This is a genomic window from Thermococcus sibiricus MM 739 (genome assembly GCF_000022545.1).
Lineage (GTDB): Archaea > Methanobacteriota_B > Thermococci > Thermococcales > Thermococcaceae > Thermococcus_A > Thermococcus_A sibiricus.
The window spans coordinates 343,336-364,186 of sequence record NC_012883.1 but is presented as its reverse complement, the minus strand read 5'-3'; the positions used below and the strand labels follow the sequence as shown (position 1 = coordinate 364,186).

20 protein-coding genes and 1 tRNA gene are annotated in these 20,851 nt (G+C 39.3%); 6 read left to right on the top strand and 15 right to left on the bottom strand.

Annotation, left to right across the window (positions count from 1 at the left end; genetic code table 11):
- Positions 1-104: 104 nt before the first annotated feature.
- From TSIB_RS01845 to TSIB_RS01835, 3 genes are read left to right on the top strand one after another with little or no spacing between them, the layout of a single operon-like run.
- Complete coding sequence (locus TSIB_RS01845; RefSeq protein ID WP_015848662.1) at positions 105-1,091, top strand: TAXI family TRAP transporter solute-binding subunit; 987 nt, start codon at positions 105-107, stop codon at positions 1,089-1,091.
- The gene (locus TSIB_RS01840; protein ID WP_015848661.1) at positions 1,088-1,537 is read left to right on the top strand and encodes a DUF1850 domain-containing protein; all 450 of its coding nucleotides are present in this window, start codon (positions 1,088-1,090) and stop codon (positions 1,535-1,537) included. The genes TSIB_RS01845 and TSIB_RS01840 overlap by 4 nt, the downstream gene beginning before the upstream one ends.
- Before the next feature lies 1 nt (position 1,538).
- Positions 1,539-3,839 (top strand): TRAP transporter permease, encoded by a 2,301-nt coding sequence (locus TSIB_RS01835; RefSeq protein ID WP_015848660.1) that lies wholly within the window; start codon positions 1,539-1,541, stop codon positions 3,837-3,839.
- On the opposite strand, the gene TSIB_RS01830 is transcribed toward TSIB_RS01835, so the two are convergent.
- The 3 genes from TSIB_RS01830 to TSIB_RS01825 form a co-directional block, all read right to left on the bottom strand.
- Entirely contained in the window at positions 3,829-4,011 is a 183-nt protein-coding gene (locus tag TSIB_RS01830) for a hypothetical protein (protein ID WP_015848659.1), read from the bottom strand. The two genes, TSIB_RS01835 and TSIB_RS01830, sit on opposite strands and share 11 nt — an antisense overlap.
- Positions 3,983-4,159 carry a hypothetical protein gene (locus TSIB_RS10140; protein ID WP_187146412.1) on the bottom strand — a complete coding sequence of 59 codons (177 nt, stop codon included), beginning with the start codon at positions 4,157-4,159 and terminating at the stop codon, positions 3,983-3,985. The genes TSIB_RS01830 and TSIB_RS10140 overlap by 29 nt, the downstream gene beginning before the upstream one ends.
- A gap of 65 nt (positions 4,160-4,224) precedes the next feature.
- A complete protein-coding gene (locus tag TSIB_RS01825; RefSeq protein ID WP_048160177.1) occupies positions 4,225-5,421 on the bottom strand; it encodes a hypothetical protein in 1,197 nt (398 codons plus the stop codon).
- Between the two features lie 87 nt (positions 5,422-5,508).
- Here TSIB_RS01825 and TSIB_RS01820 point away from each other — a divergent pair, with 87 nt between their 5' ends.
- Both TSIB_RS01820 and TSIB_RS01815 read left to right on the top strand, forming a co-directional pair.
- Positions 5,509-6,093, top strand: a complete 585-nt coding sequence (locus TSIB_RS01820) for an RNA ligase partner protein (protein WP_187146421.1) — start codon at positions 5,509-5,511, stop codon at positions 6,091-6,093.
- Positions 6,094-6,344: 251 nt separating this feature from the next.
- Positions 6,345-7,127, top strand: a complete 783-nt coding sequence (locus tag TSIB_RS01815) for a BtpA/SgcQ family protein (RefSeq protein ID WP_015848656.1) — start codon at positions 6,345-6,347, stop codon at positions 7,125-7,127.
- Here the strand turns inward: TSIB_RS01815 and TSIB_RS10270 are convergent.
- Positions 7,111-7,263, bottom strand: a complete 153-nt coding sequence (locus TSIB_RS10270; RefSeq protein ID WP_228359820.1) for a hypothetical protein — start codon at positions 7,261-7,263, stop codon at positions 7,111-7,113. The two genes, TSIB_RS01815 and TSIB_RS10270, sit on opposite strands and share 17 nt — an antisense overlap.
- A 73-nt stretch (positions 7,264-7,336) precedes the next feature.
- Positions 7,337-7,414 (bottom strand) — tRNA-Gly (locus TSIB_RS01810).
- Between the two features lie 117 nt (positions 7,415-7,531).
- On the opposite strand from TSIB_RS01810, the gene TSIB_RS01805 reads away from it, so the two are divergent.
- Positions 7,532-8,596, top strand: coding sequence for a thiamine ABC transporter substrate-binding protein (locus TSIB_RS01805; RefSeq protein WP_048160176.1), 1,065 nt, complete (start codon positions 7,532-7,534; stop codon positions 8,594-8,596).
- 10 nt (positions 8,597-8,606) lie between these two features.
- Here TSIB_RS01805 and TSIB_RS01800 read toward each other — a convergent pair whose 3' ends face one another.
- The 10 genes from TSIB_RS01800 to TSIB_RS01755 form a co-directional block, all read right to left on the bottom strand.
- The gene (locus TSIB_RS01800; RefSeq protein ID WP_015848654.1) at positions 8,607-9,611 is read right to left on the bottom strand and encodes an ABC transporter ATP-binding protein; all 1,005 of its coding nucleotides are present in this window, start codon (positions 9,609-9,611) and stop codon (positions 8,607-8,609) included.
- A complete protein-coding gene (locus TSIB_RS01795; protein WP_015848653.1) occupies positions 9,605-11,236 on the bottom strand; it encodes an ABC transporter permease in 1,632 nt (543 codons plus the stop codon). Before TSIB_RS01795 ends, TSIB_RS01800 begins: the two co-directional genes overlap by 7 nt.
- A gap of 24 nt (positions 11,237-11,260) precedes the next feature.
- Positions 11,261-12,220 (bottom strand): glycoside hydrolase family 130 protein, encoded by a 960-nt coding sequence (locus TSIB_RS01790; RefSeq protein WP_052293216.1) that lies wholly within the window; start codon positions 12,218-12,220, stop codon positions 11,261-11,263.
- On the bottom strand, positions 12,201-14,114 hold the full coding sequence (locus TSIB_RS01785) for an amylo-alpha-1,6-glucosidase (RefSeq protein WP_015848651.1): 1,914 nt from the start codon (positions 14,112-14,114) through the stop codon (positions 12,201-12,203). Before TSIB_RS01785 ends, TSIB_RS01790 begins: the two co-directional genes overlap by 20 nt.
- Before the next feature lie 23 nt (positions 14,115-14,137).
- Positions 14,138-15,622: a fucose isomerase gene (locus TSIB_RS01780; protein WP_015848650.1), complete on the bottom strand. Its 1,485-nt coding sequence runs from the start codon at positions 15,620-15,622 to the stop codon at positions 14,138-14,140.
- 63 nt (positions 15,623-15,685) lie between these two features.
- A complete protein-coding gene (locus TSIB_RS01775) occupies positions 15,686-16,804 on the bottom strand; it encodes an ABC transporter ATP-binding protein (RefSeq protein WP_015848649.1) in 1,119 nt (372 codons plus the stop codon).
- A gap of 5 nt (positions 16,805-16,809) precedes the next feature.
- A complete protein-coding gene (gene trmB / locus TSIB_RS01770; RefSeq protein ID WP_015848648.1) occupies positions 16,810-17,826 on the bottom strand; it encodes an HTH-type sugar-sensing transcriptional regulator TrmB in 1,017 nt (338 codons plus the stop codon).
- A 31-nt stretch (positions 17,827-17,857) separates the two neighbouring features.
- A complete protein-coding gene (treT, locus tag TSIB_RS01765; protein ID WP_048160771.1) occupies positions 17,858-19,096 on the bottom strand; it encodes a trehalose synthase in 1,239 nt (412 codons plus the stop codon).
- 14 nt (positions 19,097-19,110) lie between these two features.
- The gene (locus tag TSIB_RS01760; protein WP_015848646.1) at positions 19,111-19,956 is read right to left on the bottom strand and encodes a carbohydrate ABC transporter permease; all 846 of its coding nucleotides are present in this window, start codon (positions 19,954-19,956) and stop codon (positions 19,111-19,113) included.
- A gap of 1 nt (position 19,957) precedes the next feature.
- Complete coding sequence (locus tag TSIB_RS01755; protein WP_015848645.1) at positions 19,958-20,839, bottom strand: carbohydrate ABC transporter permease; 882 nt, start codon at positions 20,837-20,839, stop codon at positions 19,958-19,960.
- Positions 20,840-20,851 lie beyond the last annotated feature (12 nt).

Here is a 20,851-nt window from a genome sequence, read left to right as displayed (position 1 = left end):
TACAATCTTGTAAAAGTTTATTACCAAAAAATATATAATGAAACACGACTACAATAAATACGACAGTAATGGATATACCAAACCCATAAAAGGAGATGTAAAAAATGAAGTGGAAAGCAATTGGTTTGATATTGGTATTGGCCCTTGGTTTGGTCATTTCTGGTTGTACACAACAGGAAACACAAACAACAACCCAAGCCCAAGAAATAACAATCTATACTGGAGGGACCGGAGGAGTTTACTTCCCTTTAGGTTCCAAATATGCCGAGATTCTAAGTAAAAATGGAGTTCCAGCTACTGCAGTTACAAGCGGTGCAAGTGTAGCAAACGCAAAAGCAATTGGAGATGGGACTGCTCAGGCAGGAATTCTCCAAAACGATGTAGCCTATTATGCCTACAAAGGCCTTTACATGTTTGAAGGACAAGCAATAACGAATATTAGAGGTGTTGCAGCCCTTTATCCAGAAACTGTTCAATTCATCGTAAGAGCAGACAGTGATATAAAAACCCTTAGCGACTTAGCAGGTAAAAAAGTGGCAATAGGTGCTCCAGGAAGTGGAACTGCTGTGGCTGCTGAACAAGTACTCAGAGCAGCAGGCGTTTGGGATAGCATTGAGAAAGTCAACCAAGATTTCAATGAAGCCTCACAAAGTCTCAAACTTGGTCAAGTAGATGCAGCTGTCATCGTCTCTGGAATCCCAACACCATCTGTTAACCAAATTGCAGTACAAACACCTGTCCGGGTGCTTTCAATCCCTGATGACACACTAAATAAGCTTAAAGAAGAAGGGTATATATTCTATGTTAGGCAGATAGTTCCAAAAGACACCTACAATGGGGTTGATGTAGATACCCCAACAATAGCTGTTAAAGCAATGCTTGCTGTAGGAGCTGATCTTCCAGAGGACACCGTCTATCAAATGACAAAGATACTTTTCGAGAATGTGGACCAACTCAGAGCAGTTCACCAAAAAGCTCAAGCTATAAGCCTCGAAACAGCTTTAGATGGTATGAGCATACCACTTCACCCAGGAGCAATAAAGTATTACGAAGAAAAAGGCCTTACCATACCTGAGAACCTTAAAGGGTGAAGCTTTTGAGAAAATTTCTTTTTTTGCCCTTTTTTCTTATAATATTCTTAATTCCTGTCAATACCCTTGTAATAACTGATGAGAACCACTCTTATACTGATATTCTCGGAGAGAAGGAGATAGAGATAACGTACATACACAGTGTTCAAAGAAGTAAAATAGTAGAAATTCTCAAAGCGAATAAAACTGGCCTCTATGTTGCTGAAATGTGGTGGAAAGACTTCGGAGCTGGACTCCCCGAGGATATTCAATACTCAGAGAATGGTTATTACGTGAAGAAAGTAAACATCCCTCTAGGAAAATCTCTTAGTTTTTGGTTTATCTCTTCAAACCAAGCAAAGATTGCTGTGAACGAAGAGATTATATTGTCTCCAACAGAAGACATCCTTGTTAATTTCAAAGTAAAAAGGTGCCCAATCATACTCACCCTCATCGGGAGGTGCTAAAATGGAAATTGAAGGAAAATTTGAGAAAGTTGAAAAAATTGTGATAGAAAAAACAAGGACACTCCCCCCAACGCTTGAGAATATAATAAAGGTGGCTGCAATATTAATTGGTATCTATGAAATCCTGTTCATATTCAATTTCAATTACACCCTATATGACCTTTTTTCAAGAATGGGTATTGTAATTGGACCACTGAAAACTACCTTCCAAACTAAGCAGGGAGAAGCCTTTGTACTTGCCATGATACTCTTAATAACGTACTTGTTATATCCAATAAGAAAAAAAGAAAAATATTTAAAGAAAGTTCCACTGTATGACTACCTACTGGCAATTCTTGGAGTTGTTTCCGCCTTATATCTATTCTTCGTATACCAAAGATATGCAGAATTTGCTGAGGTTTACATGACTGACGTAGTGTTCGGTCTTATGGCAATAATCTTAGTTCTTGAGGCTACAAGAAGAGTGCTCGGCTGGGTGCTTCCACTAGTTGTGGTTGTCTTCCTTCTTTATGGCATCAACAACATAGGATTTAACTGGATTCGCTTTACCCAGCAACTGTATTTTGATGAAGGGATCTTTGGGATCCCATTCTTTGTGATGACAATTTATGTGTTTGCTTTTGTGTTCTTTGGAGCGTTCTTACTAAAAATTGGTATAAGTGATTACATAACAGAGTTCATGATATCCCTCTTTGGAGCTCGTCCTGGAGGTCCCGCTAAATCTGCAGTCGTTTCGAGTGGCCTTATGGGAACTGTGAGTGGATCAAGCGTTGCCAACGTTTTAACTACAGGGACATTTACAATTCCCCTAATGAAAAGGGCAGGTTATCCTCCGGAGGTTGCTGGAGCCGTTGAACCTGTGGCCTCTACAGGCGGCCAGCTAATGCCCCCTATTATGGGTGCAGCTGCATTTATTATGGCAGAATTCCTTGGAATTCCATATAACAAGCTAATCATTGCTGCAGTACTTCCTGCTCTCGTGTATTATTCTGGAGTTTACCTTTTCATAGATTTAGAAACAAAGCGCCTTGGATTAAAAGGAATGCCAAGAGAAAAATTTGCACCGCTTAGATACTTCATAAGAAAGCTCTACATTCTGCTCCCAATTGCCGTTATTACTGTGGCCTTAATATGGGGAATCCCACCACACATATCAGCCATTTCATCCCTTGGAATAGCAATTTGGGTCGCCTGGATATCTAAAGATAACATTAAAGGACATGAGGGCCTGTATGTTGCAACAGTATTAGTGAGCACCGTGCTAATGTTCACAGGAAGAGAAGTCGCAATCCCCGTCACAATACTTCTTGTATTACTCACTTTAGGTTTGTTGGCACTTGGCTTTACTAAAAAATTCGTCGAGTTTAATGAGAAATTTTACATAACTCTATTGTTTATATTCTTTATAGCATTAACAAAGTACTTGGGAATGAGAAAAGAGCAGATACTCCTAATGAGCGGTGTAATGGGGATAGGGTTCTCACTAATAGTGGGGTATATCTCAAAAAGTGAAGATGGCAAACTAATGTACTCCGCCACTTATGAGTCTATGATTGATGCAGGAAAAACAAGCACAAGTGTAATGCTTGCAGCTGCAAGTGCTGGACTCATCCAAGGAGTTCTAACCATGACTGGATTGGTGACAAAGTTAGGATACAGACTTATAGATTTAACAGCAGGAAATCTATGGTTATTACTCTTATTAACAATGGTATTTAGCCTAATATTGGGCATGGGAGTTCCTACAACTGCAAACTATATCATCACTTCTCTTGTAGCGGCCCCCGCAATATACAATGCAGTTTTGGGTCTTCAATCATACAGCTCCCCCGTTCCTGGATTTACAACACCAATAGCTCTCTTAGCCGCACACTTCTTCGTATTTTACTTTGGAATACTCGCTGATGTAACCCCACCAGTTGCTTTGGCCTCTTATGCAGGTTCTGCTTTAGCAGGGGGGGATTTCTGGAAAACTGCAATGAATGCCGTAAAATATGCACTAGCTGGTTATATAGGACCGTATATATATTTCACACACCCTGAAATGTTTCTAATAACAGTACAAGAATGGACACTATTAACAGCCCTTCACGTGCTTTACAACTTTGGAGCGACTCTCTTGGTAATGTACCTACTAGCAATCTCCTTAACTGGATGGTTCCAAAAGAACCTAAGAAAAGAGGTTAGGGTCATTATTGGCATAATAGGACTTGCCAGTGCCACACTCCACATAATACCAATAGGTTTAGGTGTTGCGGGAGTCGTTGGGCTTAAGTTATTTGGAGAAAAACTTAGGGGTTGATCCCTTCTTTTGCCTTTTGTAATTCCTCAACTATTGTCTGAGTTAAGTTCTGGATGTTTTGAGCCGCATTTATTACTGTCCTTCTAACAATTTGAATCACTACAAAAATTATTATTAACACAATAGCTATCATCATCAAATATTCAATAGCTGCCTGAGCATTTCTTTTCATTTTTCATCCCCCCGAGTGCATGAGCTATCTGCCTTGCTACAAATCCCGAAGCAATGATAAACCCAACAGCAACACCCAAAGTTATCACAATAAACTCCACCAATTTATCCAAGATATACGTTAACATTTTCTTCTCTTGCTCATTCATATTAACCACCATGTTAAAGTAACTATCAAAGAACTTAATAAATGTTTAGTTAAAAGAAAAGATAGTTAGTAAAGCATCACCTCGAAACCAAGCTCGCTTAATAAATCAGCAAGTTCTTCACTATCTGCATAAACCAAAAGATGGTGATTTCCAAGAGTTCCATCTATGAAGTCCTCTGCTTCCTCAATTTTAAGCTTCATTTGAGTTCTGCACCGATATTCACTCCTTTCTTGCTCTATCACCTCAACTCCCGCAACTACAGCTTTTCTTCCTCTGATTTTTAATAAAGAAGCCCTTCCCTTTGGAAGGCTTACAGCAACTCCTACACCTTTTCCACTTTCAAAGTGTGATCTTAAAATATAGTTAGCAATTAATGGGGCAGTACAGTGAGCCAAGATTATATGATTCTCTCCATAATCCGCTATGTTACCCATAAAAGCTGGTTTGTCAAAGAATCTTCTCACTATAAGCATTCCCAATAGAGAATTTAGCTCCCCTTCACATGCGGCTGGAATTCCCTCTGCATTCAACATTGCTAATGCCAAACAAGGAGTTGCATTAAGCTTGTTAAGCATTTCAAAGCAACCTATGGCAAATCCATCCAATTTGTAATCTTGGATTATTTTCTTTAAGGCTACATACATCCTGCCAGTTTTAACAAGATCTTCTCTTTGAGGTTCTTTAATATCCATTGCTTTTGTAACTATACCTTCTACAGCTTTCCAACCTTCAGCCTCAGTTGTAGCATCGTAGTACTCATAGAATTTTTTTAAGCTAATGTGAACATATGGGAGATTGAATTTTTCGTTTATTAGCCATGTTGATATCCTCCCGATAAGTCCTAATCTAGTATTCAGAACCTTATTAAACAACTCCTTCATGTCATCATACCCTAAAATTGCAGCTTTCAGTTCGTCAAAATTCTTCACAAGCGCTGCTGGTATTAGAAGATCCCTAAAATACTCCCTAAGTTCTATTGCTGCAGCAATTGAATTATTAAAAGAATCTCCAAAAAGAACTATTGGTTTCCGATAATAAGCAAACTCTTTGAGAGCATTTTCAGTACCTCCTGTTAGTGGGTAAAGAACGATAATATCCACTTCTTTAAAGTCCACCTCCCTAGTATCTGATTTTGAGGATACAAAAAGCCCCCCTTCTATCTCAAAATCGTTTGCAAGACTCATCAGAAACTCAGAAGCTTTCTTCTCGAATGCTTTTGGATTCGCTATTTCGCTAATTCCAAATACCACTCCTACTTTCATTTTAATAACCTCCAAAGTCTTAACAGCTAAATGGAATTTAAGGTTATCGTTTTAAGGTCTAAGATATAATAATAGAGCGTGATAAAAATGATTCGCTTTATCCTTGATACAAGTATTTTTGTAAACCCCGAGATCAGAAATAGATTTGGGGACAATCCCACAGAAGCTATGAAGATTTTTTTAGAATATGCTGAACGTCTTTTTGGGAGAGTTGAATTTTATATGCCTCCTGGAATTTATAAGGAAGTCAGCCATTTTGTGGAATTAGAGGAAGTCTCCCCAGATATAGAGCTTTATATAATCAAAAAACCTCCCAACGTGCACGACATTAGAATACCTGCTTTTGTTGTTTATGAGCTAATCGAGGATATTAGAAGAAGAATAGATAAGGGTCTTAGGGTTGCAGAGAAGGCCGTGAGAGAGAGTGTAGTGGATAGCCAGAACGTAAATGCAATAATACAAAAACTTCGGAGAAATTATAGAAAAGCCTTAAGAGAGGGAATAGTTGATAGCAAAGAAGATTTTGAGCTTATATTACTCGCCAAAGAACTGGACGCCACAATAGTCTCTGCAGATGTTGGTATTCTAACATGGGCCCAGAAAATGGGTATTAAATGGATCGATGCTGCTCGGTTCAAGGAAGTTCTAGATGAGTTAATAGAAAAAGCCTGAACTTTTTCGGAGGAATCAAATTTGTTCTATAAGTTTCTTTCTTTTTTTCTTCATACTCTTCCCCCGTAACATTCAGTACGCCCCAATGTTTCTGAGCTCCTCCCTGCCCTAAAGAAAGAGGCTTGAAAAAAGAAGGTCAAACTTAACCGAAACAAAAGGCAAAATCAGGATTGGTAATTATATTACTCCCAAGATGCTCAATGAATAAAGTTTATTATACCAAATACCTTAACTTACGATCAGGTGATTTCATGAATTTTGAGGAGAAAGTTCTCATTGGGATGGTTCATCTCAAACCCCTCCCCGGTTCTTATCTTTACGATGGAAATTTTAATGGAGTTGTAGAACACGCTATTAGTGAAGCAAAGAAGATTGAGGAGGCGGGCTTTGACGCCATAATGATTGAGAACTTCAATGATGTACCCTTTTCAAAAACCGTGGAACCTATAACCGTTGCTTCTATGACCCTCATTGCTAGAACAATAAAGGAAGAAATACCTCTCCCCCTTGGTATAAACGTTCTCAGAAACGATGCAATTGCGGCATATTCAATAGCCTACACTGTTAAAGCTGATTTCATCAGGGTAAATGTCCTAAGCGGAGTAGCATATACGGATCAGGGTGTAATCGAAGGGATAGCAGTCCAACTCGCAAGACTTAGAAAACTTCTTCCCTCAAAAATCAAAGTGTTTGCAGACGTGCATGTCAAACATGCTCATCATTTTGGAGATTTTGAAGAGGCTTTGAGTGATGCAATTGAAAGGGGCTTAGCCGATGCCGTAATAATAAGCGGAAAAAGAACAGGAAATGAAGTCGATCTAAAAAAGCTCAAACGGGCAAAAGAACTCTCAAATGTACCAGTTCTTGTTGGTTCTGGAACAACCTACGAAAACTTGCCAGAGCTATGGAAATATGCAGATGGGTTTATAGTGGGAACATGGATTAAGAAAGATGGAAAAACAAACAATGATATTGACCCAGAACGGGCCAAAAAACTAATAAACTTAGCCGAAAAGCTTAAGGCGTCCCTTTAAGCCTTTTTATTATATATTCTGCATACCATTCAGGCCAGTTTTCGTCTCTTTTTCCAAGGCGCTTTTCATATTCAGCATGGGCTTTTTCAGCTTCCCTTAAAAGTTCAGCAAGTTTTTCTTTTGTGAGATTGGACATCAACTCCACCAATGGATAATTGAACATCTTATATTTAAGAGTTTGGAGAACAGAAACCACCTAAAAATTGATTTGGTGCGGTGGCCGGGATTCGAACCCGGGTCACCGGCTTGGAAGGCCGGTGTCCTAGACCAGGCTAGACTACCACCGCATGTAGCTGTTTTAACATGAGTGGATTTGGATTTATAAAGTTTGCGATGGGGAAGCTTTTTAAATCACATTCAGAACAGAGTTATGTATATATAAAAATTAGTTTTAGGTGAAGGAGATGAAGAAGCTTGCAATTATTTTAAGCCTTGTACTTATGGCAACAGCACTTGGGTGCCTCAATCAACAAACACAAACAACCCAGACAGAAGAGCAAAAACTCATCATTTACTCGTACGACAGCTTTGAATATCTTGCAAGCGAAGTAATTCCAAAATTCGAGGAAAAGTATGGAGTTAAAGTCGAACTACAACTTATTGGAGATGCAGGAGAAGTTTTAAACAGATTGATTCTGGAAAAGGACAATCCAAGGGCCGATTTAGTTATAGGGATAGACAACAGTCTTTTGGCAAAGGCAATCGAAGCTGAAGTGCTAGAGCCTTACAAGCCAGAGAATATAAACCTCTTTCCAGAAAGTCTCATATTTGATTCAACGTTTCACTTGACCCCCTATGATTACGGGTATATCTCGATAAATTACAGAGAAGATATGGTACAAAATCCACCAAAGAGTCTTGAAGATCTTACAAAGCCAGAATGGAGAGGCAAACTTGTTATTGAAGACCCAAGAACAAGTTCTCCTGGTGCAGCGTTTCTCCTATGGACAATAGCAGTTTATGGTGACGAAGGATATCTCTACTACTGGCAAAAGCTTAAGGAGAATGATGTTCACATAGTTAAGGGATGGACCGAGGCCTGGACAGCTTTTATGAACGGTGAATTCCCTCTCGTGCTTAGCTATGCAACTTCTCCTGCTGCAACAGTCTATTACGATAATATAACTTATGTAAAGGCCATAGCATTCGAAGAAGGCAACTACATGCAAATAGAAGGAGCGGGAATAATAAAAGGAGCAAAGAACAAGGAGTTAGCAAAGAAATTCATAGAATTTATGCTCACTGAAGAGTTCCAGGATGCAATTCCCACTAACCAGTGGATGTATCCAGTGAATCCAAATATTAAACTTCCAGAAGTCTTTGAATACGCAGTGCAACCAAATGAGATAAAGCCATTAACTCTCGAACCAACTTACATCAAAGAAAACTTTGAACGCTGGATCAAAGAGTGGACTGCACTTATGGTAGAAGGAAAAAGTCCAGAAGAAATAATAAATGCTCGTGCATGATCTTTTTCTTTTATCCAATTATTGAAAACTGCTTTACTCTTACTCCCACTCTTTTTGGTAGATTTTTGATAGAGAATGGAATTTCACTTAGAAAGCGTTCTGCTATTATTATTGTTCCCTCTATATCGATTCTAAATCTTATTCTACCAGGCAAAAGCTCGTAACTCACTATCTCACCGGTTTTTCCTTCTTCGATATACACACTTTCAGGCCTAAAAAATATCTTCACCTTTCCATCTCTTCCAACGTTGAAACAAAGTTCTCCAAGACACACTTTTCCCTCTACAGCTCTAAGTTCTAAGATGTTTGATAGTCCAAGAAACTGAGCTACAAACTCAGTATTTGGATTATAGTAGAGTTCTAATGGAGTTCCAATCTGTTCAACTTTTCCAATATTCATCACAGCGATTCTATCACTTATTGCCATTGCTTCTTCTTGATCATGGGTAACATAAATTGTGGTTATCCCAAGTTCCCGCTGAATTCTCTTTATCTCACCCCTAAGTCTCTCACGAATCTTTGCATCAAGATTTGAGAGAGGTTCATCCAAAAGAAGAACTTGGGGTTCTATTACCAGCGCCCTGGCCAAGGCCACTCTTTGTTGTTGGCCTCCGCTAAGCTGTTCTGGATATCTCTTTTCAAAGCCTTTTAACCCTACTAATTCAAGTGCCCAGATCACCCTTTTCTCTATTTCATTCCTAGGGATCTTCCTGACCTTTAACCCAAATGCTATGTTATCAAAAACATTCATATGGGGGAACAAAGCATAATCTTGGAAAACTATACCAATATTCCTTTCGTATGGTGGAACGTGATTCATAAGCTTCTCACCAAAGTAGACTGCCCCTTTGTCTGGCCTTTCAAAGCCAACGATTATTCTTAGCGTTGTGGTTTTTCCACAACCACTCGGTCCAAGAAGAGTCAAGAACTCTCCTGCTTTTGCTTCTAAATGGGGAATATCAAGCTGAAAATCTTCCCAAGACATCTTTATTCCTTCGAGCCTAACCCTCACCATATCTCTTCACCCGTTTTCTCGATGACTATAAAAGCTATTGTGCTAACTAATATCAAGAGTACAGACATTGCCGAAGCCGGTCCCAATTGCCGAGAACCTAAGAATCGATAAATTGCTATTGTGATTGTGGTATATTCTGGCCTATAAATCATGTATGTGGCTCCAAGTTCAGCTATGCTCATAGCAAAAGCAAAGATAGCTCCAACAATTATCCCACCAAATGCCAATGGAAGCTCAACTTTTAGAAATGCACCAAGTTCATTGACTCCCAGACTCATTGCAGCTTCCTTTAAGTTTGGATTTATTTTTTTCAGACTAGTAGACACAGACCTTAGAACAAATGGATAGGCTATTATTGTGTGGGCAAAGATTATCAAATACCATGTACCAAGAAACTCAAGTGGGGGCTTATGGAAAGCTCTTATGTATCCCAATCCAAGTGTAATTGCCGAAGAAGCTAGGGGGAGCATCACAATAGCATCGAAGAAATTTTTCCCTTTAAACCTCCACCTATACATAATGTACGCTATACTCAGGGCCAAAAACGTTGAGAGAATTACTGCAGAAAAACCAAACAAAAGAGAATTTCTAATTGCAGTTATACTGTTTGCACCAAATATAGGATTATATTCAGGAGAAAAAACTCTTCTGTACCATTCGAGTGTGAAACTACCCCCATATGTAAAAGAATGATAAATAACAGCAAGGAGAGGGGATAATATAAATAGAAAAACCACAAGAGAATAAAAGATTATCAACAAACCTCTTGCACTTATGAGTTTTTTAAATGTTAAATGAACAGGTTCTCTAAACACTTTTTGCTTCTCAGCTTTTGCATATAAGTCCAAACTTTTAAGGTAGAGATACATAAAAATAAGGCTTAAGAAAATTTGGATTATTGCCAGTGCGGCGCCAGTCTTAAAATCAAGGAGTGTCATTATGGAGGTAAAAATATCTACCTCTATAGTAGCATACTGGTATCCACCTAGAATAAGGGGGACAGAAAAACTCAGAAAACAGAAAACAAATGTTAACATAGAAGAAGCAAAAATAGCAGGCATGAGCATTGGTAGAGTTACTTTTCTAAAAAGTGTGAAACCTCTCGCCCCAAGGCTTATTGCAGCTTCCTCATAGTGAGGATTTATGCGTTGCCAAAGTGAAGATACCATTCGAACAACAACAGGAAAATTGTAAAACGCATGAGCAAGAATTATGGCCTTCCAAGAGTAAAGGATCCCTAAATCCCTCCCTAAAATCTGAGTTATGATCCCCACACGGCCAAAAAGGAGAATAAATCCTAAAGCAACCATAATACTTGGCATCACAAAAGGAACAGTTAGAAGGGCTTTTAGAATACCTTTTCCTGGAAATTCATATTTTGCAAATATGTAAGCTCCTGGAAAACCAAGAAAGAGTGTCAAGAGTGTGGATGCCAAGGCTTGCCAAAATGTGAAAAATATAACCCTCCTATGGTAGCTGTTTGAGATAGCCCGAAGGATGTATCTTAGCGTAATCCCGTTATCCCACAGACCTTCTTTTAATATGCTAATTAGGGGGAAGTAAAAGAACAGGAATAAAAAAACCAAAGGTAATAGGGCATTTAAATTCTTTAACCTCATCCCCATCGACTTTTAATGGGTTTTATTATTTTATAAGTCTGTTGTCCAGTATGCCAGACCGATATATCTGTCAGCTCCACCGTAATACAGGAAGAGTTTGTTCTCGTGCTCTACCATGCCTTCAACAAAGACGACGTTGTTAACATGTCCATAGAACTCCCATTCATGCTCTGGAACCATTATTGGGTTTTCAGTTCGTGCAATGAGCTCTCTTGGATCATCCTTACTAAAGATCGCTGCTCCAACTCTATACTTTAGTGTTCCTTCTTCGTTGCCAGCACTATTGTATATCAGGAGTATTTTTTCATCCATAGAGACTAAGGGCGGACCTGGTTCTACTAAAACATTATCAAAATTTTCTTTCCTAGGAGAAAGAACTGGCTCTTCTATGTATTCCCAGTTTATCAAGTCCTTTGAAACTCCCATCCAAATGTGAGAATCTCCAAAATACATGATATACTTACCTCTAAAATCTCCATCTTTAAGCTTCTCAGGAAGGATTGATCCACTTTTTGTCCATCCTTCAATATTGTTTTTCTCATACTTGAAATCCTTAAATATTGGCCCATGCTTCTTCCACGTTAAGAGATTCTTTGATGTAGCTAAACACAATCTTGCGGTCTTGCCATCGTAACCTGTGTACGTCATATAATATGTTTTACCAACCTTCACTACCCTCGGATCTTCGACACCAGCACTTTCCCAGGGGTATTCTGGCTCCATTACCGGCTCTGGATGTCTAAAGAAGTTGATGCCATCGTAGCTTATTGCAAGTCCAATCCTACCGGTTAAATTATCATCTTTAGATTCCGCTCTGTAAAGCATAACTATTCTGTCCTTCTCTTTAACAACTGCAGGATTGTAAATATTCCTTGAATCAAACCCTTCCCTTGATGGAGATAAAATGGGTTGAGGGATCTTTTTTGGAGGTTTTACATCGGCTTTATTGCCCTCTAGTTTGAGCACTTTCTCAAATATTTTGCTCTTCAAACCTAACAACCTCCCTGTTTTGAGCTTCAATTAAGTATGGCTTTCCTTTAAACCTAATTAACACGGAAACTCTAATGTCTTCAGGCAATAGTGGAGAAAGTGCCAATTCTTTTTCCACTCTTAAACCCAGTAAAGCCGTGAGGAATGCAAATACACTTGCGGCGCTCCAGGCCTGTGGGGCATTTGCCCTGGGACATAAGAGCGGGTATTCACTTTCAAGCCCACTGTAGAGTTCAGGAAGCTGAGAGTTTGGAAGGAACTTTGCAGCTTTGAATATCGCCTCTGAAAGTGTTTTTGCCTTCTCTTTTTCTCCAATTGATGCAAGTCCAAGGGCTATAATTGCATTGTCATGGGGCCATATGCTGCCATTGTGATAGCTAAATGGATTGTAAGCTTTTTCATTTGAGCTAAGTGTTCTAATACCCCACCCAGAGAACATATCCTCCTCAAACAATCTCTCTGCTATTTCTTTTTGATATTCAGTTATCCTTGTAAATAAAAGATGTCCCATGTTGGAGGAGACCACCTTGGAAGGAACGTTATCTCCATCCAAGGCAAGTGCATAAAAGCCATTGCACCAGAAATCCCTATTAAAGCGTCTCTTTAAGGCCTTTGCCTCTTTTTCAAGCATTTTTGAATCCAATGAAGTTAGACCAAGTGAAGCGGCATCTACAAGGGCCTTATAAGCATATCCCTGCACCTCCACCAGAGCAACGGGGGGCTTTGTATGAGTGCCATCTTCGGTTGGAATACCTTCTATTGAGTCCTTCCATCCTTGATTGGCCAAGAACCCTCCTTTATACCTTATATATCCTCCTCCTTCCCTGAGCCGTCTCAAAATCCATTCTACAGCAGCAGTCAGATTCGGTTTAAGCTCCTCTATCAAATTCCTATCGCCCGTCCACCGGAGGTATTCAGCGGCTAAAATAACGTAAAGGGGAGTTGCATCCACAGTCCCATAATAAGGAGCAAAGGGCATTTTTCTTGAGTGAGATAGCTCACCAAATCTAAATTCGTGAGGGATCTTCCCAGGCTCTTCTTCATTTACAGGGTTAAATTGCTTTCCTTGGATTTTAGCAAAGAATTTTAGTGTGCCCTCAGCATACTGGGGATAATATGGAAGCAAGAACCAAGAGGTGATGATGCTGTCTCTTCCAAAAGGACACGCATAATAAGGAATACCAGCAAACGGAACCATTCCATAGTTTGTGTATGCTGTTAAAGCAGTTAAGTCCTCAATAGCTCCTTCAAAAGTCCTATCAAGCCAAGTCAAGTTTGTTGAAACAACATTTGAGAGAATTGGCGACTTTTCTGTCAAAAATACCTCAAGCTCTTCTTTTGAGATTTGAGGGGTGAATTCGAGATAAAGAATCTCTTTCTTAAAGGGTTCCAGAGTAATCTCAGCAAACGCTAATCCTTTTTCAATTCTCATGTTTGTTTTGATTTTTAGGTTCCTCTTGATTCTATCTTTTCCGCTGTAGGAGTACTCACCTTCTTTCCCAAGGGAGCTCTTGATTCTACGCCTAATCCTCTGCCCACCAAACTTTCTAACTTCAAAAATATCTTCAATTGGAACCTTGAAAACGTACTCGATCCTAAGATCTATTTTTCCATTTGATGTGTTATAGAATTGAAGCTCTTCCCTGTATGCCCAGTTATTTTTTATTTCCCGCTTTCTCAGCAGAACCACCTTATCTTCTATAGAGAAATGAGAGTATGCCTTTCTTGGACCGTCTTGAGAACTTCCTATGAGAACTCCATCTTTATTCAGCCTGAGCTTCACCCCTTTCAGAAAGCGAGTGTCAAGTATATAGAAACCATCATAATTATCCTTCATGTCTCCATTCTGTCTTGTGACCACGAAGGCTCCATTGTACGAAATGATCACAGACATGATCCCACCTCTAAAATTAAGAATTAAATAGAATGCAAAAGAATTTCGATTTCACGCTCTTTTTCCAAGTCTATGGCTCTAATGCCCCAGAGCCTTGCAGAAAATTCTATTTCACTCCTAAAATCCCCCGAAACTGCTGATAGGTGATTTGCGCCCATTGCATTTAGGAACTTTTCTTTATCTAAGGGGTTTTTAATAGCTGTATGTGGCCATTGTCTTCCCCATTTTAGTTTAGACTCTATCTCTTCGTCTATTTCAACCCCTTCTGCAAGGAAATAAAGAAGGTAATACTCACCACCTTTTCTTATGAGTCTTGCAACGGTTAGCGTAGTTGGAGGAGTTCTATAGGTCAAAGCCCCTCCACCTGCTCCCTGACACTGGCCTTGAATTGTGATGGCCCTTAGATTCTCTTCAGGATTCTCACTAAGTTTTGCGTAGTAAAGAGAAGAAGCCCCGCAATTGGCTATTAGTACAAGGTCATCATCTACATATTTAATGTCTCCAAAGAGAGGTGGTTTTCCACTTAAGTAGAAGAGCAACGCTGAACTTATCGTCCCTTTTATATCTCCTTCACATGTGGCTGGAATAATTGGTTTTTCACCCCTCACATCCCTGTTGAATGGGAAGAGAGCCGGAATCAAGCAACCCGTGACACCGTAAACTTCACTCAACTCTGGCTGGCATTTTATAGAAACCGCAGCAGTTTCATTCTCATGATCACTCCATATGTCTTTAGCTGCCAAATATATCCCTATCTGCCTCTTCAAGGCCTCTGGGGTTAACATGGTACCATCGTATTTAATAGTTGCGTATTTATGGAGCCAGTCGAAAAATTCTTCAATACGAACTCTCTTTTTCTCATCACTAAGCATCCAATCGGCCCTTTTTACTATAAGATACTGATCTAAAAAGATAAAATCTCCAATAAAACGCTTTAACTGTGGTAGATCATCCATAAGATGTTCCATTCCAAGAGTATAAGGGGCCCCCCAAATGAGTAAAGATTTTCTAGAGAGCTCTGATACTGCCTCAACTGCTCTTACCCAAGCTTTTACTTTTTCAATATCGCCTTTAAGTCTTGTATGACATAAAGCATAATAATTCACAGCACTTTCCCAAAGAGAGGCACCGACAGAGGTTATACATGTAGTCCCAGCCCATGCGGGATCATCATCTGCATATAGGAGTAAGGGTTTGTTGACCTTTTTTGCTAATAGTGTTACAAGATTACTCTCTGTCCAATGCCACAACCCAATAATAATTCCACTAATATCCTGTGCTCCTATAAGATTAGAGGCCCTTCTCACTTCTTCTTTGCTATCAATACCGAAGTTTTCACCGTTTTTTAGTGAGTCATATTTTTTAAGGGCTCCATTCACATCAAAGACTGTGAATCCAGAGGCCTTCAACTCATTTATAAGCGTTTTGTGTTTTTCAAGAAGAGCTTTTTCTCTTTCTAAAGATAAGGATGTCTTTCGGGGGTCTGTAAAAGTTACAACAGCAAGCATATCACATCACCTTATGTCCAAATAAACATGGATTCCTTTTAAAATTTAAGGAAGAAAAAAATCTCAGAATATCGCTTTTTTTGCGTTTTTATCGAAGATGTGGATTTTCTTCATATCAAAGACAACCTCAATTTTCTGGCCCTCTTTAACTTTAGATTCTGGCGGAAACTTCGCAATAAATGAAATGTCCTCGGTACTCAAGTAGACAATCCTCTCTCCACCGAGATTTTCTACAATCTCCACCATTGCCTTGACCATGTTTTCACCCGGAACCTTCACCTGAGCGAACATCGCATCGTAGATGTCCTCTGGGCGAATTCCAAAGATGACCTCCCTCCCAACATAACCCTGTTCCTTCAGTACTTCAAACTGATCCGGAAGGAGTTTAAGCCTGAACTCGCCGAAGTCCACGAAGCCATCTTCTGTTACACTGCCATCCATGAAGTTCATCGGCGGCGAGCCAATGAACCCCGCAACAAAAGTGTTCGCCGGTTTATCGTAAACTTCCTCCGGAGTTCCAACCTGCTGGAGGACGCCCTGGTTGATTACAGCAATCTTGTCGCCCATAGTCATAGCTTCAACTTGATCATGGGTTACATAAATCGTCGTCACGCTGAGCTGCCTCTGGAGTTTTTTGAGTTCAGCACGCATCTTAACACGAAGCTTTGCATCTAAGTTGCTCAGCGGCTCGTCCATGAGGAAGACCTGGGGTTTTCTCACTATTGCTCTGCCGAGAGCTACGCGCTGCCTCTGTCCACCGCTCAGCTCCCTCGGCTTTCTGTTCAATAGTTGGCTCAGGCCGAGCAGCTCAGCAACTTCCCTGACCCTTTTGTCAATCTCCTGCTTGGGAACTTTTCTCAGCTTGAGTGGGAATGCAATGTTATCATAAACTGTCATGTGCGGGTATAAAGCGTAGCTCTGGAAGACCATTGCAATATCCCTGTCTTTTGGTGGCACGAAGACTCCTTTCTCTGGGTCAGCGACGAGTTTGTCCCCAATGTAAATCTGACCCTTCGTGGGTTCTTCAAGACCGGAAATCATTCTAAGAGTTGTAGTTTTACCACATCCACTAGGCCCAAGCAGTATCATGAATTCTCCATCTTTGACTTCCAGAGTTATATCTTTAACCGCTGTAACATCTTCAAATTTTTTCCAAACTCCAAGGAGCTTTACTTCTCCCATTCACCTCACCCCAACATAAATTTTATTTCTTTGCTTTCATAATCTTCAATAACAGCGAAGATACCACCAACTTTTATTACACCATTTTCCGTCTCTAAGTGAATGTTATTAATTGCCTCCCTAAAAGACAGGGTATACCCAACAACATTACCATAAATAGTTTCTGTCTCCCCAGTTTTCACGTTTTTACCGATCAATTCTGCCATTATTGGAATAGACTCTATATGCCTCTTAACAAAATCTGCAGCATGGAACATTGCAAAAAATCTAACATCCTGTGGGTTAATGAGATATTCTTTCTCCAAGGAGGACTCCTTAAAAATCTCAATTATAAGGCTATATTGGGAAAATATCACCTCTGGATAAGTTGCTTTAAAACTTGGGGGGAGGTTTGGCCTGAAACTTATGTTTTGGATATTTATAACCTCTTTACCATCTGCCATTCCAATTAAGTGATTTAGTTTATAAAACTGCCTTACAAAGAGATTTCCCACATCTCTAAACTCCTCTAGATTGGGTATCTTATCAATATAGAGAGACACTGTCACTCCTTTTTCAAGGGTTTTCAATAAATCACTTCGAATATCCTCAAAAAACTCACTGGGGGTTACTACTATGACCTCGTTTCTTGCAGACCTTAGAGTTTCTCTAAACATCTCAAGGGCCTCTTCAAAACTTTGACTCCTCCATATCGCCGGCCTCTGTTCCTCGCGTTTAAACTTTTTAATCTCATTTTCTAGCTTCACCATTGTGTTCTCAAGTTCTTTTTTAAACCTGAAAAAGGCTATCCTCGGGGAATATGCTGCATAAACCCTAGGAGTTCCATCAATTTCAGTCACAAAACCCCTAATTTTAAGTGATGAGATTGTATCATAAACCCTATTGTATGGAATTCCGCTTTTAGTAGAAATTTCCTTCGCAGTGCTGGGTCCATGAACAAGAAGTGTCCAGTAAGTCAAGATCTCATACTTCGTAAATCCAATTTCACTCAATGCGTGTAAGGTTTCAGGATGCATCTCCATATCCGTCACCTAAAAAATATTGAAAAAGAAGTTAAAAAGAATTTAGTAAGTCAAGATACCTCTCTAAATGTTTTGTTATAATAAAATTCTCCTTGACCCACTCTTTTGCCTTTTTACCCATATCTTTCACTGTTTCGGGATGTTTTATTAGATAAATGGCCTTTTCAGCAGCTTCCTCTATATTTTTGACAAGGAAACCTGTTTCCCCATCTATTATCTGCAGTTTAATTCCACCTACAGCTCTCCCGATTACTGGTTTCTCTTTCCACATTGCTTCTGTAACAGTTAATCCAAAACCTTCTTTAATAGACATTTGTAAAATCACATCGCTGGCCCTTTGAAAAGCATTCACTTCCCTTGCATGAACTCCAGTGAGATTTGTGAGGACTTTAACATCATAGTCCTCTCCAAGTTTCCTTAAGGTTTTTTCAAAGTAAATCCAACCCTCTGGATCATCATGTGCCATTACTCCAACCAACAAGAGCTGAACGTCAGGTATTTTTTCTTTAACTTTCCTGTAAACATCTATAACATCAAAGACCCCCTTCCATGGGTCAAAACGGGCTACCTGTGTCATTATCGGTCTCTCTGGGTCAATATCAAATCTTTCTAGAATTTTTAATATTTCAGCTTTACTCAGTTCTATGTTTTTTTCACTCAGCGGATCGATTGATGGCGGCATTATGACGACTTTATTCTTATCAAGATCCTCTTGAACGTATTCTTCCATATGGAAGATGTACTTGTCATATTTTGCCACAAATTGCTTCAAAAACTTCCAGTATTCTAAGTTTGGATCACTTAAGTCTATGTGACACCTCCAAATCCAAGGTTGTTTTTTCTCATAAAACTCTATTAACGGTGCTGGTTGAGGATCGTGTATTAAAATGTAGTCAAAATCACTTAGATCGAGATCTTCAGCATTCTTTTTGTTGGTTTTCAAATAGAGGTTCTTCATTTCCTCAGTTAATTCAAGCTCCTTGTTTCCCTGAAGAGCATTATGGAAGCTTTTCGTAACATTAAAAAATTCATTTGCACCCTCAATGACAAACCATCTTGTGTCAAGTCCAACATCCCTCATCAATGGAACTAGATTATGTAAAATCTCTGCTACTCCTCCACCAAAAGAGGTGGAGTTAACATGGACAAAGCTCTTCCCTTGAAGTTTTTCCACCTTCTCTTTAACCCTATCTAACCCTTCTTCACCTATTATCCCTACGTAATCACCTAATTTCTTTCCTTCTCCCCCAAACTTCGTCACTTCATACATTTTCATTCCTCCTTTCATTTCTCTGTAGACCATCCTATCATGCCACTTATGTAGTATTTCTGGAATAATGTATAAACCAGCAAGGGAACCAACATCACCATTATTGATGCAGCAGTCAATATGCCCCAATCAACAAAATATTGCCCTCTAAGAAGGGGTAATCTCTGAGTAGCCACATATTTCTCTGGGTTTTGCAGAAAAACCAAGGCTAGGAAAAAGTCGCTCCAAACCCATGTAAATTGAAGTATTGCTGCAGATATCAATCCTGGAAGTGCCATTGGAAGAACTATTTTATAAAAAATCTTAAAATCAGATGCCCCATCTATCCTTGCAGCTTCTTCAACATCTGTAGGGAGCATTGAGAAGTAATTCCTCATAAAAAAGATTATCCAAGCTAATCCCCAAGCAGAATGAACAAGGATTAATCCTTGAAATTTATTCAAGAGATGGAAATTCCTTAAAAGAAAGTATAGAGGCACTATGGTCATCTGTTGAGGCAGTGCCATTAAAAAAACTATAAAAACAAAGAGATAATTTTTTATTGGAAAACTGTATCTCGCAAAAGCATAAGCGGCCAATGCGGCTACTAAGAGCGGTGTAATTGTTGAAGGGATCGCTATTATCAAAGAATTTCTAAGACCTTCACTTATTGGAAACATTGGATGGTTAAAAGCACCCACAAAATTCTTTAGAGTTATAGTAAATGGACTAAAATGCCACCATCCGCTTACTATTTCCCTATAAGGCCTTATTGAGGCCATTAAAACTCCTAAAAAGGGTATTAACCAGATTAAGCCCAAAACCCATGCAATACTGTTTGAAATTATGAATTCTTTAAGCTTATACTTGGGTATATTCATTTTAATCCCTCCTCCGAATTAACCATAAAGCTGGGATAAGTGTTAATGTGGTCAACAAAACTGCCACCACTGCAGCATAATTGTAGTTAAGAGCCCTTGCGAAATAGTCCCACATTTGGAGTGCAAGCACCATTGAAGCACCACCAGGACCACCACCCGTGGCTACATAAACAACGTCAAATATCTTAAGATCCCATAGAAGGGTCATTGCAACAACCACAATTGTTATTGGTTTCAATAGAGGCCATGTTACGTTTTTAAATATCTGAAAGCGATTAGCTCCATCTATCAATGCTGCTTCATAGTAATCTTTGGGTATTGACGCTAATCCAGCCGAATACATTAACATGCTAAACCCAGTCCATATCCAAATTGAACCCAAAATTGCTGCAAATAGAGCAGTTTTTGGGTATGCTGTCCATGTAATTGCTAACCCTTCAATTCCTAATGCTTTAAATATAGCAGGTATAACACCAGCGCCTTCTTCGAAAAGAAAGCGGATGATTAATCCCCCTACAATCATTGGAATTACCATGCCCAAGAAGATTATTGACTTGATTATAGAGGCTCCTTTAATTTCTTTCCTCCTTAATAAAAGCGCAATTCCTAATCCCAAAAATACAGTAGCCGGAAGATGAATCGCTATCCACACTACGTTATGGATAAGGGCGCCCCAAGGAGGAGACTTATTGGGAAATCTATCAAGGTTTACAATGTCAGGGCTCAAAAGAACATTTTTATAGTTTTCTAACCCCACAAACTTGTCATCTAGAAAGAAACTAAGATATACAGTCTTAAATACAGGATATATGACAAATGGAACCATTAAAATCAACGCTGGTAAAAGAAAAAAGAGAGGAGTCAAAAATTTAGACTTTCTCATTAAGATCCCCCT